At 62.5% G+C, this 16,459-nt stretch carries 16 protein-coding genes and 1 pseudogene; 9 read left to right on the top strand and 8 right to left on the bottom strand.

Annotated features, from left to right (window positions below):
- The 4 genes and pseudogenes from JQ575_RS45395 to JQ575_RS41750 all read left to right on the top strand — a co-directional run.
- Positions 1–96 (top strand): annotated as a pseudogene (locus JQ575_RS45395) (chemotaxis protein CheW); the annotation flags it as partial.
- A gap of 75 nt (positions 97–171) precedes the next feature.
- On the top strand, positions 172–537 hold the full coding sequence (locus JQ575_RS41760) for a PleD family two-component system response regulator (protein WP_192739881.1): 366 nt from the start codon (positions 172–174) through the stop codon (positions 535–537).
- Positions 538–678: 141 nt separating this feature from the next.
- Positions 679–1,860, top strand: a complete 1,182-nt coding sequence (locus JQ575_RS41755; RefSeq protein ID WP_212038973.1) for a chemotaxis response regulator protein-glutamate methylesterase — start codon at positions 679–681, stop codon at positions 1,858–1,860.
- On the top strand, positions 1,857–2,738 hold the full coding sequence (locus tag JQ575_RS41750; protein WP_212038972.1) for a protein-glutamate O-methyltransferase CheR: 882 nt from the start codon (positions 1,857–1,859) through the stop codon (positions 2,736–2,738). Before JQ575_RS41755 ends, JQ575_RS41750 begins: the two co-directional genes overlap by 4 nt.
- Before the next feature lie 25 nt (positions 2,739–2,763).
- Here JQ575_RS41750 and JQ575_RS41745 read toward each other — a convergent pair whose 3' ends face one another.
- The 4 genes from JQ575_RS41745 to JQ575_RS41730 all read right to left on the bottom strand — a co-directional run bounded on the left by JQ575_RS41745 (position 2,764) and on the right by JQ575_RS41730 (position 5,620).
- Positions 2,764–3,921, bottom strand: coding sequence for a glutathionylspermidine synthase family protein (locus JQ575_RS41745; RefSeq protein WP_212038971.1), 1,158 nt, complete (start codon positions 3,919–3,921; stop codon positions 2,764–2,766).
- 5 nt (positions 3,922–3,926) lie between these two features.
- On the bottom strand, positions 3,927–4,373 hold the full coding sequence (locus JQ575_RS41740) for a hypothetical protein (protein ID WP_212038970.1): 447 nt from the start codon (positions 4,371–4,373) through the stop codon (positions 3,927–3,929).
- A gap of 2 nt (positions 4,374–4,375) precedes the next feature.
- Positions 4,376–4,780, bottom strand: a complete 405-nt coding sequence (locus JQ575_RS41735) for a DUF350 domain-containing protein (protein ID WP_192739886.1) — start codon at positions 4,778–4,780, stop codon at positions 4,376–4,378.
- 255 nt (positions 4,781–5,035) lie between these two features.
- Entirely contained in the window at positions 5,036–5,620 is a 585-nt protein-coding gene (locus JQ575_RS41730) for a DUF4126 domain-containing protein (RefSeq protein WP_212038969.1), read from the bottom strand.
- Between the two features lie 275 nt (positions 5,621–5,895).
- Here JQ575_RS41730 and JQ575_RS41725 point away from each other — a divergent pair, with 275 nt between their 5' ends.
- Entirely contained in the window at positions 5,896–7,050 is a 1,155-nt protein-coding gene (locus JQ575_RS41725) for a DUF937 domain-containing protein (protein WP_212038968.1), read from the top strand.
- Positions 7,051–7,289: 239 nt separating this feature from the next.
- Here JQ575_RS41725 and JQ575_RS41720 read toward each other — a convergent pair whose 3' ends face one another.
- Together JQ575_RS41720 and ctrA are read right to left on the bottom strand one after the other, a co-directional pair.
- Positions 7,290–8,096 carry a cytochrome P460 family protein gene (locus tag JQ575_RS41720; RefSeq protein ID WP_212038967.1) on the bottom strand — a complete coding sequence of 269 codons (807 nt, stop codon included), beginning with the start codon at positions 8,094–8,096 and terminating at the stop codon, positions 7,290–7,292.
- Positions 8,097–8,269: 173 nt separating this feature from the next.
- Entirely contained in the window at positions 8,270–8,971 is a 702-nt protein-coding gene (gene ctrA, locus JQ575_RS41715) for a response regulator transcription factor CtrA (protein WP_015688285.1), read from the bottom strand.
- Positions 8,972–9,336: 365 nt separating this feature from the next.
- Here ctrA and fliI point away from each other — a divergent pair, with 365 nt between their 5' ends.
- From fliI to JQ575_RS41695, 4 genes are all read left to right on the top strand, one after another.
- The gene (gene fliI, locus JQ575_RS41710; protein WP_212038966.1) at positions 9,337–10,659 is read left to right on the top strand and encodes a flagellar protein export ATPase FliI; all 1,323 of its coding nucleotides are present in this window, start codon (positions 9,337–9,339) and stop codon (positions 10,657–10,659) included.
- Positions 10,660–10,768: 109 nt separating this feature from the next.
- Entirely contained in the window at positions 10,769–11,188 is a 420-nt protein-coding gene (fliJ, locus tag JQ575_RS41705) for a flagellar export protein FliJ (RefSeq protein ID WP_212038965.1), read from the top strand.
- Positions 11,189–11,365: 177 nt separating this feature from the next.
- Positions 11,366–11,911, top strand: coding sequence for a sigma-70 family RNA polymerase sigma factor (locus tag JQ575_RS41700; RefSeq protein ID WP_192739890.1), 546 nt, complete (start codon positions 11,366–11,368; stop codon positions 11,909–11,911).
- 56 nt (positions 11,912–11,967) lie between these two features.
- Positions 11,968–12,864, top strand: coding sequence for an anti-sigma factor domain-containing protein (locus JQ575_RS41695; RefSeq protein WP_212038964.1), 897 nt, complete (start codon positions 11,968–11,970; stop codon positions 12,862–12,864).
- Between the two features lie 283 nt (positions 12,865–13,147).
- Here JQ575_RS41695 and JQ575_RS41690 read toward each other — a convergent pair whose 3' ends face one another.
- Together JQ575_RS41690 and flhA are read right to left on the bottom strand one after the other, a co-directional pair.
- Positions 13,148–13,354 carry a hypothetical protein gene (locus tag JQ575_RS41690; RefSeq protein ID WP_212038963.1) on the bottom strand — a complete coding sequence of 69 codons (207 nt, stop codon included), beginning with the start codon at positions 13,352–13,354 and terminating at the stop codon, positions 13,148–13,150.
- A 377-nt stretch (positions 13,355–13,731) separates the two neighbouring features.
- Positions 13,732–15,864, bottom strand: coding sequence for a flagellar biosynthesis protein FlhA (gene flhA, locus JQ575_RS41685; protein WP_212038962.1), 2,133 nt, complete (start codon positions 15,862–15,864; stop codon positions 13,732–13,734).
- Positions 15,865–16,459 lie beyond the last annotated feature (595 nt).

Here is a 16,459-nt window from a genome sequence, read left to right as displayed (position 1 = left end):
CTCGCCGGCGGCGTCCACCGCCTCGACGGCCAGCTCATGGTCGTCCTCGATGTCGATCGCGTCCTCGAAATCGTGCCGGATCTGATGGCGGCATAAGAAGCAGAAGCAAGGCGAAAGCGTACATAACATTTGGAAACGTCCCCTTTTGGGGAATGGAAGTAGAGGCCGAAAATGAGAACATGTCTCGTCGTCGATGACTCCAGCGTCATTCGAAAGGTCGCACGCCGTATCCTGGAAGGTCTTGATTTCCAGATCATCGAAGCCGAGGACGGCGCGAAAGCGCTGGACGCCTGCAAGCGCGCCATGCCCGAGGCGGTCCTGCTCGACTGGAACATGCCCGTGATGGACGGTTATGAATTCCTCGGCAATCTGCGCCGCATGCCCGGCGGCGATGCGCCCAAGGTGGTGTTCTGCACCACCGAAAACGACGTCGCGCACATTGCACGGGCGTTGCACGCCGGCGCCAACGAATACATCATGAAGCCGTTCGACAAGGACATCGTCACCGCGAAGTTCCAGGAAGTCGGCCTGATCTGATCTGCGCAGCATGATCCGGAAAAGTGGAAACCGGTTTTCCGAAAAGATCATGCTCAAATAAGAAGTGCTTCGATCCGGCGGCTCAACGGCCTTCGGCTTTATCTTGCTAAGCGTGCCGTTCGAGTCGTTCCTGGTGAAGTAATGAGTATTGCGTTGACAACTGCCTCGGCCCCGACTTCGACACGGCAGGACAAGCTGCGTGTTATGGTGGTCGACGACAGCGTCGTCATCCGCGGGATGATCTCACGCTGGATCGGCGCCGAGCCGGATATGGAGGTCGTCGCCTCCCTGCGCACCGGCCTCGACGCCGTCAACCAGCTCGAACGCATTAATCCCGACGTCGCCGTGCTCGATATCGAAATGCCGGAGCTCGACGGCATTTCCGCGCTGCCGAAACTGCTTGCGAAGAAGCGTGATCTCATCATCATCATGGCCTCGACGCTGACCCGCCGCAATGCGGAGATCAGCTTCAAGGCGCTCTCGCTAGGCGCCTCCGACTACATTCCAAAGCCCGAAAGCACGCGCGAGGCTTCCGCAGCCGAAACTTTTCGCCACGATCTGATCCAGAAGATCCGTCACCTCGGCGCCAAGATCCGCCGCTCGTCGCACGCGCCTGCGCATGCGAGTCCGACACTGGCACCGGTCCACCACGACAAGCCGCGCGAGGCTGCGGCGCGCCCACCGTTGGCGGCGCCGGCAGCGCAATCGCAATTGGCACGCCGCCCGTTCAGCATGCTGGCGCCGCGCGTGCTCCTGATCGGCTCGTCGACCGGTGGTCCGCAGGCGCTGATGTCGCTGGTCACCGAAATCGGGCCTGTGATCGACCGTTTTCCGGTTCTGATCACGCAGCACATGCCGCCGACCTTCACCACGATTCTCGCCGAGCATCTGGCGCGTTCGAGCCGGCGGCCGGCGCATGAAGCCGTCGATGGCGAGACCGTCAAGGCCGGCCGGATCTATCTCGCGCCGGGCGGCCGTCATATGAAGGTCGTGCGCCATGGCGCGGAGGCGGCGATCGCGCTCGACGACGGACCGCCGGTGAATTTCTGCAAGCCTGCAGTCGATCCGCTGTTCACCTCGGCGATCGACGTATGGCAGGGCGGCATCATGTCCGTGATCCTGACCGGCATGGGCTCCGACGGCATGCGCGGCGGCAAGGATATTGTCGCGGCCGGCGGCAGCGTGATTGCCCAGGACGAGGCGACGAGTGTGGTGTGGGGCATGCCGGGCGCGGCCGCGAATGCCGGCATTTGCGCCGCGATATTGCCGCTCAATCAGATCGCGCCGAAACTGGTTCGGTTGTTTTCGGGAGATCGTTCGTGACGCCTCAGGACTATGAGTATCTGCGTAAGCTTCTGAAAGAGCGTTCCGGGCTGGACCTGTCTGCCGACAAGCAATATCTGGTCGAGAGCCGTCTGGTGCCGCTGGCGCGCAAGGCGAGCCTTGCCGGCATCCCCGAACTCGTTCAGAAGATGAAGTTCGGCGCCGAAGCGCTGACGGCCGAAGTGGTCGAAGCGATGACCACCAACGAGACTTTCTTCTTTCGTGACAAGCTTCCGTTCGACCATCTGAAAGAGGCGGTGCTCCCGGCGCTGGCGCAGGCGCGCGCGGCGCGTCGTTCCCTGCGCATCTGGTGCGCGGCTTCCTCCACCGGGCAGGAGCCATATTCGATTGCGATGTGCCTGAAGGAGGCCGGCGCCATGCTGGCGGGCTGGCGCACCGAGATCGTCGCGACCGACCTTTCGCTGGCCGTGCTGGAAAAATCCAAGGCCGGCATCTTCAGCCAGTTCGAGGTGCAGCGCGGCCTGCCGATCCAGATGCTGGTGAAATACTTCACGCAGAATGGCGAGCTGTGGCAGCTCAACGCCGACATCCGCAGCATGGTGCAGCATCGTCAGCTGAACCTGCTGCAGGATTTTTCTCACCTCGGCACGTTCGACGTGATCTTCTGCCGCAACGTCCTGATCTATTTCGACCAGGATACCAAAGCCAAAATCTTCGAACGCATCTCGCGGATGCTGGAGCCCGATGGCGTGCTGGCGCTGGGGGCTGCCGAATCCGTGGTCGGAATCACCAACGCCTTCAAGCCCTATCCGGATCGCCGTGGGCTCTATCGTCCAAATGCCGCACCAACTGTTGTGCGCCCTGGGGTAGCGACCCTGGTGCCGCAGGCGCCAAGGTCGGTGGCGTCGGCACGCTGATCTATCGGTCTGTCGATAGCTTCCGTTACAGAATGGCGTGCGGGACGAACCGTGACGTGTTGCCGGTGATCGGATTTTCGTCCTCACGGATCGATAGTCCGCACGGTGTGTGATCGATCAGCCAGCTTCCGAGCACCGGGTATTGGTCGGAAAAGCTCGGCAGGGACGCGAAACCCTGCAGGATGAAGCCTTCCGCCCCATATGGGCCTTGCTGTTCCATCAGCGTCGAGCCGGCGCTGACGAGCGTCACATTTGCGCCTTCGCGCGAATAAAGCGGCTTGCGCACGAACGAGGAGCCGAGCATTGCCGCCTTCGGATCGTCCTCGAAATAGGCCGGCAGCAAATTGGGGTGTTTTGGGAACATCTCCCAGAGCAGCGGTAGAATGCCCTTGTTGGACAGGATCGCTTTCCACGGCGGCTCGATCCAGCGCGTCGGCGCGCTCGACAGATTTGCGCCGAACGTATCTTGAAACATCCATTCCCAGGGGTAGAGCTTGAAGGCAAGCTCAATGCCGCGATCGTCGAGATCGACGAACCGGCCATCGCCCCCGAGGCCAACGTCCTTGATGTCCATCAGCGTGGTCTTCAATCCGGCCTGACTCGCGGTGTCCTGTAGATAGGCCAGCGTGCCGGCGTCCTCGGCATTGTCGGTCATCCCGGCCAGATGCAGGTGCTTTGCGCTGCCGTGTTTTTTCCAGGCGTCGATCAGCCGTTCATGGATTGAATTGAACTGGTCGGCGCGCTTCGGGATGATGCTGCGTTCGATCGCCTGTTCGAGCCATGTCCACTGAAAAACCGCCGCTTCGAAAATCGAGGTCGGCGTATCCGCGTTGTACTCCAGCAGTTTCGCCGGGCTCCAGCCGTCGTAGCTCAGGTCCAACCGGCCATAGAGGCTGGCGTCGCGGCGGCGCCAGCTCTCCGACAGCAGCGGCCAGAAGGCTTCAGGTATTTTCAACCGGCGCAGATATTTTTCGTCGTTGATCGCCCGGCCGACCACCTCGAGGCACATCGCCTCGATCTCGCCGGTGGGCGCCTCGATCCGCCGTTCGATCTCGTTCAGCGTGAATGCGTAATAGGCTCGTTCGTCCCAATAACGCTCGCCGCCGATCGTGTGAAAAGTGAATCCGGCGCTTTCGGCGGTGGCACGCCAGTCGTCGCGTTCGGGGCAGGGGATGCGTTCCATGACATTCAGCCGCCAGAGAAGCCGACGGCATGCCCGAACGATCCGAAGCCGCCGCGCTGCGCGCTGTGCGAGCCGGAATCGGAGCTGCCGGAGCCCGAATAGTTAGAGGAGGAATTGCTCGAACCCGAAGAACTCGACGAGGAGCCGCCGGAGTAATAGCTGCTGCGTGAGGAGCTTCCGCCACCACCCGAACTGCTGGATGAAGATCCGCGCTGCTGGCATTCGGCGGCGCTGCCTTGCAGCAGCGACGGCTGCGCTGTGTTCGGCGACGGTTCGCATTTATTGCTGGGCATCAGCGTGTAGGCGGCACTGCCAACCGCGAGCGTGCCCATCAGAAACAGCGCGACGTGGCCGGAACGCTTTGCCGGCGGGCCCGACGACTGCGGCACAGGCGGCACTGACGGTTTTCGCGTCCCGAATTCGCTTGTGCGTTTGGGGGGCTTGTTCGCCATGGTCAGTAGATCATGCTGGCAGCGTTGAGTGCGCCCGCGGCCAGCGAGGCTAGACCAAGCCAGATGGCGGCGGCAAGTTCGCCGCCCGCAATCCGCTGCGACAGGTTCGGCACAGGTATCTTGACGAGGTAAAAGACGATGATCTGCACGATCAGCGCGACGACAGCCCAGATCAGGCAATCCCAGACATTGGCGGAATGGGCGATCGCGCTGACCAAGGGCAGCGCGAAGCCGAGCAGGCTGAGTCCCAACGCGATCGCCGCTGCCGGATTATTGTCGCGGATCAGCAGGAACTCGTCATGCGGCGTGACACGGGTATATACGAAGAGATAGGCGGCCACGGCGACCAGCGCCGTGCAGAAATAGACCAGAAACGCCGGTAGCCCGGCGAGGGATTGCAAGATCATTGATAACGCCCCGACTCGATCAGTCCCCACGTTCGCACGACCCATTGGTCGGCGCATCCGAGAGGTCGGTTCAATCCCAAGAGATTCTGCCTGGGCACCCCCAAGAACAAAAGACCCGCCATTTGCGGCGGGGTCCGGTCGGCAAGGGTGAGCCTTGCGGCTCGCCGTACTTAGCGCTGGTGCGCTCGCACAACGTGTAGCCGCGGCCTCACACGGTCTCGGTGAGGTCGCGGCCATTGGGCGGGCTCGATCCGTCTATTGTTGGTTCGGCCGATGCGATCCCCGAGCCAAGCTTCGGAGCAGGCGAAATGCCAGCCAGAAGAACAGGATAACCAGTGCTAGCGCAGCGATCGGCGCTGTCAGCGCCAGGATCGAGATCAGCGATGCGCTCCCGAGTTCGGCGGTTGCGACCGTCGAGTTCCCAAGACCGCCGGTGAAGACGGTGGATTTTGCCCTGAGCATTGCGGTCAAACCCTGCGTGATGCCGGCAACGCCACCTCCCGCGATAATGGCCGCCGTCCATTTCACCATTGGCGGCAGGTCGGTCATGACCGCGGCGGACACGATCGTTCCTGCGACGACGGCACCGGGCGTCGCCACTGTATCGAGCAAATTGTCCACGCCGGGAATGTAGAACGCGGCGATCTCCACTATGGCTGCCGTGCCGAGCATGATGACGGCGGCTGGTGTGCCGAGCCATGCGAAGCCCTCGTTCAGGCTGGCATGTCCGGTGTAGGCCGCGCCGCTCAGAATTAGCAGTGGCAGGAAAAGCCGAAAACCGGTCGCGGCGGCGAGCCCGATGCCAAGCGCAACCGACAGTGCAAGGTCCAGATTCGACATGTGCCGTAAACTCCGTCAGCCCCGGGCAGCAAGCCATGAAAGGCAGCGTGAAGGATCATCGGCAGCGTCAACGGCGGCGATGTTCTCTCCATGCGACATCGCCTTCCTTGAACGCCGTTATCTGGTCGCTTCCCGGTTCCCAAATCCTTATCAACCCTTGTGGAACTCGGATTGGACTGGGGAGGTTGTAATATAAGGTGATCAAACTTTGAGACGCAATCCAGCCTTGACGAACTACCTGAGGAGATACCTGCACTCTACTCGGGAGGATCGCCATGGCGACGAATTTGGTCTCTGTAGTGCTGCAATGCCTCACGCCGGACATGATAGCGAAGATCACCTCTGCTTTGGGTCTTGATCGCAGTGTTGCGCAAAAAGCAATCGCGGGGGCGATCCCCACGCTTCTTGCAAGCTTCGCTGACGTTGGCTCCACTCCCAATGGGGCACGCCAGCTCACCAACACGATGACACAGCAATCCGCGTCGCTTGAGAGCTTCACGAATCTGATCGGCGGTTCGGGTCAGAACGCGCTGGCTGAAACGGGATCGAACATGCTCTCGGGCCTGTTCGGTGGCGGAACGCTGAATACAATGGCGCAGACGATAGGCAAGTTCGCGGGGATCGGTGAGGGCACCAGCAAATCGATGCTCGGCATGCTTGGCCCCGTGGTCCTTGGTGCGTTAGGTCAGCAGCAACGCAGCATGGGTCTCGACGCAAGCGGGTTGGTGTCCCTTCTCACTTCACAGAAGGATCAGATCGCCGCGGCAATACCGTCAGGTCTCGCCGGTCAGTTGAGTGCCGCCGGTCTCATTGACGGAGCGACCGGGAGCTTGCGCAGCGGTGCGACGGCAGCAAGCGCGGCTGGCGGCCGAATTGCAGAGGCTTCGGAGCGGACCATTTCCCAGGCTGGTCAGGCAGCCTCGGCGATGGCCAGCGGAACAGCGGTGCCGCAATGGCCGTATTGGTTCGTCGCCGCGGCGGTACTGGGTGGTCTCGCCTGGTTCGCTTTTGGGCGTTCAGGCGAGGACACAGTCGCTCAGGTGCCGCCTCCCGCTACCACGCGGACCGCGACTGGCACCGTGGGCTTGGCGCCGACGGATTTGACGGTCGGAGGGGTTAATCTGGCGAATCAGGTCAACGCGTCGGTTGGGTCGATCAGGACCTTGCTTCCCGGCATCACCGATGCCGCATCGGCCCAGGCTGCCGTGCCCAAAATAAAGGAAGCAACGGCTCAGTTGAATGAGGTCAGCTCCCGCGCAACGCAGCTTTCTCCGGAAGGAAAGAGCACCCTCGTAAAACTGATTGTGGCTGCGACCCCCACGATCAACCAGATGTGTGACAAGGTGCTGGCGACGCCCGGCGCCGGCGATATTGCGAAGCCGGCAATTGATGAGCTTCGAGGCAAGCTCGACGCGCTCGCACGCTCCTGAATGTCAGAACGTCGTGCCGTCCGGCCACCGCCGGACGGCTGGGCAACTGTCAGCAGCTTTGCGCACTCGCGCCGCCGCGGATCGTTGTTTGTATTCACAGGAGTAAGTCATCCTTCCAAAAAAAACCCGCCATTTGCGGCGAGGTCGAGTCGGGAGGGCGAGCCTTGCGGCTCGCCGTAAACCCTGGTCAGGCGGAATGCGTTCGTCCTGCTGGCGCGGCTCGCGCAGTACACCGCCGGCTATTCCTTGACCTCGATCTTGCCCTTCATCGCCGGGTGCAGGCCGCAGATGTAATCGTAGATTCCGGCATCGGCGAGGGTCAGCTGGGTGGTCTGGCCTTTCAGCGCGATGGACGAACGCTGCGCTTTGGCGCCGGTGATGGTGACCTGGTGCGGCGAGGAATCGGAGTTGTGCCAGGTGATGGTCTGGCCCTTGTTGACGACGACGGTCTCCGGTCCGAATTTGAAGTCGGAGATCGAGACCACGCCGGGGCCCGGCGCGGGCTTTGCCATGGCGCCTTCTGGCGTGCCCTTCAGGCCCGCCAGTGAGATAACAAAATCCTGCCCGGCATGTGGCTTGTGGCAGGCGAAGCAGGCCGTCAAATTGGCCTTGTCGTTGACCTTCCTGTCCGGCCCAAACGCCTGATACTCCCATTCGCCGTTCCGAATGTCGTCCTTGTACTCGGTGCCCCAGCCGTCGCGCTTTTCCATCACCGTGTAGGCGATGAGGTCGCCCTTCTGGAAACGGCCGCCGGCATCCTTGAGAGGCTCGCCGGCCGCATCGAGCTGCGCCTTGTATTGAACCAGCGTCAGCACCGTGCCGCTCGGGACCGGCTGCCCCTTGCGTACCGCATCGACCGCCGCCGGCGTCGCATAGAGCTCGCGATACTGCTTGTTGTCGTAACGGCTGACGATCGCGTAGAGCGTGTCCTTGTCGAAATTCTCCGGGAAGGCGACCTTGTCGCCGCCGGCGAGCGCCGAATAGCCAATGAGCGCGCCCGATGCCGATCCGAGCGCAACCGCGGCAAGCAGCCTGACGTTTTTCATGACTTCCCCCTCGTTTGCGGACAATTCCGTCAGATACGAGACACCGCGAAGCGGGTTTCAATCCCGGGGAAGCGAATTTGTCGCGTGGCCGCCGCCCAAAAACAAAAACCCCGCCATTTGCGGCGGGGTCCAGTCGGGGAGGAGTGAGCCTTGCGGCTCGCCGTAAACCCTGGTCAGGCGGGAATGCGTTCTTCCTGCTCGTGCGGCTCGCGCAACACGTAGCCGCGGCCCCACACGGTCTCGATGAAGTTGCGGCCTTCGGAAGCGTTCGCGAGCTTCTTGCGCAGCTTGCAGATGAAGACGTCGATGATCTTGAGCTCGGGCTCGTCCATGCCGCCATAGAGGTGGTTGAGGAACATTTCCTTGGTGAGCGTGGTGCCCTTGCGGAGCGAGAGCAGCTCCAGCATCTGGTATTCCTTGCCCGTCAGATGGACGCGCTGGCCACCGACCTCGACCGTCTTGGTGTCGAGATTGACGACGAGGTCGCCGGTCTGGATCACCGACTGGGCATGACCCTTGGAACGGCGCACGATCGCATGGATGCGGGCAACCAGTTCGTCCTTGTGGAAGGGCTTGGTCATGTAGTCGTCGGCGCCAACGCCGAGACCCTTGACCTTGTCCTCGATGCCGGCGAGGCCGGAGAGGATCAGAATGGGGGTCTTGATCTTCGACACCCGAAGCTGCTTGAGCACGTCGTAACCGGACATGTCGGGCAAATTGAGGTCGAGAAGGATAATGTCGTAATCGTAAAGCTTACCGAGATCGACGCCTTCTTCTCCGAGATCCGTCGTATAGACGTTGAAACTCTCGGATTTAAGCATCAACTCGATCGACTGCGCGACGGCGCTGTCATCTTCTATCAGCAAAACGCGCATGCCAGTCCCCTATAGTCGCCGCTCCGGGCGTCAGGTCGGCCGCACTTGCGGCACTCAAAACGCCTTTGAACAACTGATTCGGATCCTGACGACATATGGTTAACAAATACTGATTCGTGTTCGCAAGCTCTAACCGTGCAATTTTTGTCGAATCGCCGTAAGATATTGCGTCGAAGCAGCTTTTCCTTACCGTTCTCGCTCAAGTTCCACATTAAGAGACGGGCCTAACCGACTCCCGCGACTCATCCTTCTTCTGATGGGCGAGCGCTCTCAGTCACCAAAGACAGTGACGCAATGATTAACGATGCGGGTAAACACGAGGTTAAGCGCCCCTTTCAAACACGCGGAAACTTAAGGTTTTCGCAATGAAGGCGCTCGCGGAACAGATCGGCGACATCGACGGCGTCAATATATATGGCCGTGTGATCGGCGTGCGCGGGCTGATGGTCGAGATCGCGGGGCCGATCCATGCGATGTCGGTCGGCGCAAGGATCGTGATCGAGACCGGCGGCAGTTTCATTCCGGCCGAGGTGATCGGCTTCTCCGGGAACAATGCGGTGGTAATGCCGTTCGCCGGCCTCGAGGGCGTCAGGCGCGGCTGCCGTGCGATGATCGCCAATGCCGCGGGGCAGGTGCGGCCCTCGCCATCCTGGCTCGGCCGCGTGCTCAACGCGATGGGGGAACCGATCGACGGCAAGGGGCCGCTGACGCAGGGGCCATCGCCGATGCCGTATCGGAACGCGCCACCGCCGGCGCATTCGCGCCAACGGGTCGGGGCGCCGCTCGATCTTGGCGTGCGCGCCTTGAATACGTTCCTGACCTGCTGCCGCGGCCAACGGCTCGGCATCTTCGCCGGATCCGGTGTCGGCAAATCGGTGCTGCTGTCGATGCTGGCGCGTAACGTCGATGCCGATATCACGGTCATCGGCCTGATCGGTGAACGCGGCCGCGAGGTGCAGGAGTTCCTGCAGGACGACCTTGGCGATGAAGGCCTGGCGCGCTCGGTCGTGGTGGTGGCGACCTCCGACGAGCCGGCCTTGATGCGCCGGCAGGCGGCCTATCTGACGCTCGCGATCTCCGAATATTTTCGCGACGAAGGCAAGGACGTGCTGTGCCTGATGGATTCGGTGACGCGCTTTGCGATGGCGCAGCGCGAGATCGGACTGTCGGCTGGTGAGCCGCCGACCGCCAAAGGCTACACGCCGACGGTGTTTACTGAACTGCCGAAGCTCCTGGAGCGGGCAGGGCCGGGCATCAGCGCCGGCACCATCACCGGCATTTTCACCGTGCTGGTCGATGGCGACGATCACAACGAACCGATTGCGGACGCGGTGCGCGGCATTCTCGACGGCCACGTCGTGATGCAGCGATCGATTGCCGAGCGCGGGCGTTTTCCCGCGATCAACGTCCTCAAATCGGTCTCCCGCACCATGCCGAAATCGGCCGATCCGGCCTATCTGCCCGTGATCATGCGGGGCCGTCAGGTGATGGCGACCTACGCCGATATGGAGGAACTGATCCGGCTCGGCGCGTACCGGGCGGGGTCGAGCCCGGAGGTCGACGAGGCGATCCGCCTGCACGAGCCGCTGGAAGGGTTCCTGCGGCAGGCCAAGGATGAAAAAGCAAGCCTCGCTGACGGCTACCAGCAATTGGCGCAGATCCTGACTAGTTTGGAAACGGAACGCTAACTTTGTCAGGCCATCATCCCCGGCACATGAATAGTCTTGCTGGCGGGGCCCCCGGGGGAAGCCGGCTTTGTCCCGCGTTAAGATTGGGACTTCTGGGGAGTATGAGTCGATGAAGTCACGTGAAACGCTGATCCGCCTGAAGAAGTTTCAGGTCGATGAGAAGCGCCGAAGGGTTACCCAGATCGAAGGCATGATCGCTGATTTCCAGCGCATGTCTGTCGACCTCGAGCGCGAAATCCAGACCGAACAGGACCGGGCCGGGATCCAAGATCCGACCCATTTCGCCTATCCGACCTATGCCAAGGCAGCGATCCAGCGGCGCGAGAACCTGACCCGTTCTGCCGACGAGCTGCGCGTCCAGTTGGAAGATGCCAAGGCTCTGCTTGGAGAGGCCTTCGAGGAGCTCAAGAAGGTCGAACTGCTGGACGAGCGTGACCAGGCGCGCGAACGCGCCGAGGAGAACGCCCGCGAGCAGGCCGACATGGACTCGATCGGGTTGATGCGCGCCCGCCTCGGCGCCATCGCCTGACGCCTTACCTTCTCTCATCCGATCATCGACAACCCGGGCCGCAAGGTCCGGGTTTTTCTTTGATAATGTCCACAGACCGGCGTCTTGGTGGCTGGTTTGCTGCAAGGTATGCTAGGAGGGTTCTCGATACCTCCCGGCGTAAAGCGCGATGGGGGATCGCGATGTGGGGGACGCCGAATGCTGACGCCAGCCGAGCTGGTTTGGCTGATTGCCGCTGTTGCGAAGGGGGATGAAGCCGCTTTCGAGCGGCTTTACGCCGCCACGCGCGCGAAACTCTTCGGTGTCGTCCTCCGTATCTTGCGCCGACAGGATCTCGCCGAGGAGGTCATTCAGGAGGCCTACGTCAAGATCTGGAACAGCGCCGGCCAATTCAATCCGGCGCTTGCTTCACCGATCACCTGGATGGCGGCGATCGCGCGCAACCGGGCGATCGACGTCGTGCGCAAGAAGACCGAGGCCTCGATCGAGGAGGAGCCGACCGCGATGGAAGTGGCCGCCGATTCACCCGATCCGCTGGCGCGGCGCGAGATGACGGAAGAGTTGAAGCGGCTGCTGGAATGCGTCGGCCGTCTGGAGCCGGACCGGCAGAAGCTGGTGCTGCTGGCCTATTACAACGGCTGGAGCCGCGAGCAGCTGGCCGCCAAGTTCGAGACGCCGGTGAATACGGTGAAGACGTGGCTGCGCCGCAGCATGATGGATATCCGGGAATGTCTCGGGCTTTGAGTTGTTGGAATGAGCTGTTTGAAGGGTGTCCTGAAAGGTGTCTTGGACGTTAGATGATGGCCTATAGCGAAGACCATATCGCGCTCGCCGCGGAATATGCGCTCGGCACCCTCGATGCCGACGAGCGCGCGCAGGTCGAAGCCATGATGGCCCTCGACACGGAATTCACCGCCGTGGTCCAGGCGTGGGAGTACAGGCTCGGCGTCCTCAACCAGATGGTCGGCTCGGTCGAGCCGCGTCCGATCGTCTGGGAGAATATTCAACGCGCGATCGGACATGCCGGACCGCAGGTGCCGCTGGCGCTGCCGGAAGCCGCCGCTGCTCCGCCGCCGGAAGCCGCCGCGCCGCCGCCGCCGGTAGATCCCCTGATGGCCGAAATGACCCAGGCTGCGGACAATTCCAACGTCGTCCAGTTGTCCGGCCGGGTGAAGCGCTGGCGCAATCTGGCGTCGTTCGCGACGGCTGCCGCCGCGGCGCTGATCGCGATGCTCGGCCTGCAGGTCTATTCGCCGGACATGCTGCCCAACGCGCTTCGTCCCAAGGTCCGCACGCAGGTGGTCGAGGTCAAGACGCCGCCGCTGCCGGCGCCGCCGTCGGCGCAATACGTGGCGATCTTGCAGGCGAACGGCGGCTCGCCAGCGTTCATCCTCACTGTCGACGCCGCCACAAAAAATTTCACCGTCCGCAAGGTCGGCGCCACCGCCGAAGCCGGCAAGAGCTACGAGCTCTGGCTGGTCTCCGACAAGCTGCCGCAGCCGCGCTCGCTGGGCGTGATCGGCGGCAGCGAGTTCACCGCGCGTAACGTGCTCGCGTCCTACGACGCCGGCACGATCAACGCCGCGACCTACGCGGTGACGGTCGAGCAGGCCGGCGGATCGCGTGACGGCAAGCCGAACTTGCCGCCGGTCTTCGCCGGCAAGCTGATCGAGACAGTGCCGGCCGCGCCGCGATAGTCCGTTCCTCATGGTGAGGAGCGCGTCTTCGCGCGTCTCGAACCATGTAGGGCCCCGTGCATCGTCGACTGCGCCCGTGGCCATCCTTCGAGACGCCCGCTTCGCGGGCTCCTCAGGATGAGGTCTGCGATACCCCCATAAAGAGAAAACGCCCGTGGGGAGCGGGCGTTTTCGTAGTCAACTTGGGGGTAGTTGGGGTCTTCTAGTACTTCACGTGGCGACTTTGGGGGGCTGTAAAGAGCCGCGTGAATTCGTGAATTCCTGTTGTTAGCGCAATCCTTGTTTAGCGAACCACCGAATTGCCCGAGCTTGTGACCACGACCGGCTTGCCGGCCTTCATCACGCGGTTGCTCGCGGTCTGCTGGAAACCTTCGTCCGAAGTGGTGCGTGCCGAGATGCCGAAGCCGGCGACCAGGATACCCACGACCAAAGCTACGACCACAATCTTGAGATGGGTCGTGCGGTCTGCGCTGTAGATCGAGTGGTTCATGGAAGTCTCCTGCCCGCCTTCCCCTGTGTCGAATTAGACGACCAACTCGACAAACAGGTTCAACGTCTCGGCACAGGAAACGTAGGAATTCGCTGTTTCGTTCCACAGATGCGATCACAAGGCGGTGAAAAGACTTGAACGGCCGCGATCAGCAGAGCGGCGGTAGCTGCCTAAAATGGCAAATAATAAAACAATTACATATTGTTAGCTGTGTGGCGGCCTGTCGGAGTGGAAAATCGGCCACCTTGCCGGATTTTAACAAACCGTTTGCCTGTGGCGAAAACACCTCACGGCGCCGTTATCGATTTGCCCGATGGAACAAAGAGCCGGGCGAGGGGCGCGGTCCCTTCGCGGTTGCTATTGAACCCGCTCCCGCTCTACACGCTGCCGACCGTTTTCAGCCGGGCGCGCGGGTGGATTTCGGCCTGCGACAGCACGGTGGTCTGGGCGCGGAACCGTTCCACCAGCGAGCGCACGAACGGGCGGATCGCCGCCGACGTCACCAGCACCGGCGCCTCGCCTTCCTGGGCGGCGCGCTCGAAGCTGACGCGCACCGCGGTCATGAACTCCGACAGTTTTGACGGCTGCATCGCCAGGCTGCGGTCTTCGCCGCTGCCGACGATCGATTCGGCGAACGCCTGCTCCCACCGCGCCGACAGCGCGATCAGCGGCAGATAGCCGTTGTAGGAGGTGTTCTGGGCGCAGATCTGGCGTGCCAGCCGGGCGCGGACGTGTTCGACCATGGTGGCGGGGTTGCGCGAGAACGCCAGCGCGTCGGCAATGCCCTCCAGGATGGTGGAGAGGTCGCGGATCGAAATCCGCTCGGCCAGCAGCAATTGCAGCACGCGCTGGATGCCCGACATGGTGACCTGGCTCGGCACGATGTCCTTGACCAGTTCGCCCTGTTCCTTCGGCAGGTCCTTGATCAGCTTCGCCACCTCGCCATAGGACAGCAGGTCCGACATGTTGCTCTTCAACAGCTCGGTCAGATGCGTCGACAGCACGGTGGCGGCGTCGACGACGGTGTAGCCCTTCAGCGACGCCTCTTCCTTCAGGCTGGCGTCGACCCAGGTCGCGGGCAGCCCGAACGTCGGCTCGATGGTGTGGATGCCGGGCACGCCGACCTGGTTACCGGCCGGATCCATGACCATGAACTGGTTCGGCCAGATCTTGCCGCTGCCGGCGTCGACTTCCTTGATCTTGATCATGTAGGTGTTGGCCTCGAGCTGGACGTTGTCGAGGATGCGCACCGCCGGCATCACAAAGCCCATTTCGACCGCGAGCGAACGGCGCAGCGCCTTGATCTGTTCGGTGAGGCGGTCGGTGCCGTCGGGGCCGTTGACGAGCGGCAGCAGCGCATAGCCGAGCTCGATCTTGAGGTCGTCGATCTTGAGCGAATTGGCGATCGGCTCTTCCGCCGCCGCGCTGGCGGCTGCCGCTGCAATGTCGGGCGCGGCGAGCTCGGCAGCTTCCGCGGCCCTGGTGTCGCGGTTGCGGTTGCGCGCCTTCCAGGCCAGCGCCGCGGCGCCGCCGCCGAGCGCCAGGAACGGCAGCATCGGAATGCCCGGCAGCAAGGCCAGCACCAGCATCACGCCGGCCGACATGCCGAGTGCCTGCGGATAGCCGGAGAGCTGCTTCATCAGCGCCTTGTCGGCGGCGCCGGTGATGCCGGCCTTGGATACGAGCAGGCCCGCCGCGGTCGAGACGATCAGCGCCGGTACCTGGGTGACCAGGCCGTCGCCGACGGTCAGGATGGTGTAGGTGCGGGCGGCATCGCCGAAGCTCATGCCCTGCTGGGCGACGCCGATGATGATGCCGCCGATGACGTTGATGAAGACGATCAGGAGGCCGGCGATGGCGTCGCCGCGCACGAATTTCGAGGCGCCGTCCATGGCGCCGAAGAAGCCGCTTTCGTCTTCCAGTTCCTTGCGGCGGCGCTTGGCGGTGGCTTCGTCGATCAGGCCGGCGGAAAGATCAGCGTCGATCGCCATCTGCTTGCCGGGCATCGAGTCGAGCTGGAAGCGGGCGGCGACTTCGGCGATACGGCCCGAACCCTTGGTGATGACGATGAAGTTCACGATGACAAGGATCGCGAACACGATAATTCCGATCACGAAATTACCGCCCATCACGAAATTGCCGAAGGCTTCGATGACGTGGCCGGCCGCCGCCGTGCCCTCATGGCCGTGGCTCAGGATCAGCCGGGTCGAGGCCATGTTCAGCGACAGCCGCAGCATGGTCGAGATCAGCAGGACGGTCGGAAACGACGAGAATTCCAGCGGCGCCTGGATGAACAGCGCCGTCATCAGGATCAGGATCGACACCGTGATCGAGATCGCCAGGAACAGGTCGAGCACGATCGCGGGCAGGGGGAGGATCAGCACCACCAGGATGGTGAGGACGCCGAAGGCCAGCGCAAGATCGCCGCGCCGCAGCATGGTGCCGATTTCACTGAAGCTTGGGAAGCCGACGCTTGCCCCTGTGCCCTGACCTGCCGTGACGTCGACCATGCTCGCAGCTCCTCGCGAATGGCGGCCGCGGCCGCCAGACGTCTTCGCGGCGGCCGAAGGGCCACCGCTCCGTAAGTGAGGCACCGCACTGGCGTCCACGGGGTTCCTCCCGTTCTACGCGGCTGACGACACTCGACTTCACTGGGCAAATTTTGCCCGGTGTATGGTTAGTAAAGGGTTAATTTCCGGGCTTTGGGCCGTCGTTTGGCCGCCGGATTTGCCCCTTGGACGTCGTCCCGGCCTAGTGCGCAATTGCGCACGGGGGCCGGGACCCATACGCCGCGGCGCTTGTTTTGAAAGACGCTGTTCGACGACTTTCTTCCAATCGCTGGCTTCGGTGGCTATGGGTCCCCCGATGCCCAATTGCGCATCTGAGCCTTTGCCGGGACGACGGATAAGACACACCTCCACGATCCCGCGACGCAAAGCGCCCGGGTGGTTCAATCCGTTCCTCCCAAAAACAAGGGAGCAGGGAATGCCGGGTGCGCGCTGCACCCGCGGTCTCGTGTGCGATTGTGCAACAAGATGGTGCACACGAGCATACAGGGCAGCGGAGAGCATCCGACATTCCCTGCGCAATGGCTTTACGGCTTAT

The sequence above is a fragment of the Bradyrhizobium sp. JYMT SZCCT0428 genome, assembly GCF_018131075.1.
Lineage (GTDB): Bacteria > Pseudomonadota > Alphaproteobacteria > Rhizobiales > Xanthobacteraceae > Bradyrhizobium.
Note: the sequence above shows the minus strand (reverse complement) of the source record. Positions and strands in the feature narration are given on the sequence as shown.

Bases quoted from the DNA above. Each gene is read 5' to 3' on its own strand.
- JQ575_RS41760 (WP_192739881.1), top strand. From the start codon at position 172: ATGAGAACATGTCTCGTCGTCGATGACTCCAGCGTCATTCGAAAGGTC.
- JQ575_RS41755 (WP_212038973.1), top strand. From the start codon at position 679: ATGAGTATTGCGTTGACAACTGCCTCGGCCCCGACTTCGACACGGCAG.
- JQ575_RS41745 (WP_212038971.1), bottom strand. From the start codon at position 3,921: ATGGAACGCATCCCCTGCCCCGAACGCGACGACTGGCGTGCCACCGCC.
- JQ575_RS41740 (WP_212038970.1), bottom strand. From the start codon at position 4,373: ATGGCGAACAAGCCCCCCAAACGCACAAGCGAATTCGGGACGCGAAAA.
- JQ575_RS41735 (WP_192739886.1), bottom strand. From the start codon at position 4,780: ATGATCTTGCAATCCCTCGCCGGGCTACCGGCGTTTCTGGTCTATTTC.
- JQ575_RS41730 (WP_212038969.1), bottom strand. From the start codon at position 5,620: ATGTCGAATCTGGACCTTGCACTGTCGGTTGCGCTTGGCATCGGGCTC.
- JQ575_RS41725 (WP_212038968.1), top strand. From the start codon at position 5,896: ATGGCGACGAATTTGGTCTCTGTAGTGCTGCAATGCCTCACGCCGGAC.
- JQ575_RS41720 (WP_212038967.1), bottom strand. From the start codon at position 8,096: ATGAAAAACGTCAGGCTGCTTGCCGCGGTTGCGCTCGGATCGGCATCG.
- ctrA (WP_015688285.1), bottom strand. From the start codon at position 8,971: ATGCGCGTTTTGCTGATAGAAGATGACAGCGCCGTCGCGCAGTCGATC.
- fliI (WP_212038966.1), top strand. From the start codon at position 9,337: ATGAAGGCGCTCGCGGAACAGATCGGCGACATCGACGGCGTCAATATA.
- fliJ (WP_212038965.1), top strand. From the start codon at position 10,769: ATGAAGTCACGTGAAACGCTGATCCGCCTGAAGAAGTTTCAGGTCGAT.
- JQ575_RS41700 (WP_192739890.1), top strand. From the start codon at position 11,366: ATGCTGACGCCAGCCGAGCTGGTTTGGCTGATTGCCGCTGTTGCGAAG.
- JQ575_RS41695 (WP_212038964.1), top strand. From the start codon at position 11,968: ATGGCCTATAGCGAAGACCATATCGCGCTCGCCGCGGAATATGCGCTC.
- JQ575_RS41690 (WP_212038963.1), bottom strand. From the start codon at position 13,354: ATGAACCACTCGATCTACAGCGCAGACCGCACGACCCATCTCAAGATT.
- flhA (WP_212038962.1), bottom strand. From the start codon at position 15,864: ATGGTCGACGTCACGGCAGGTCAGGGCACAGGGGCAAGCGTCGGCTTC.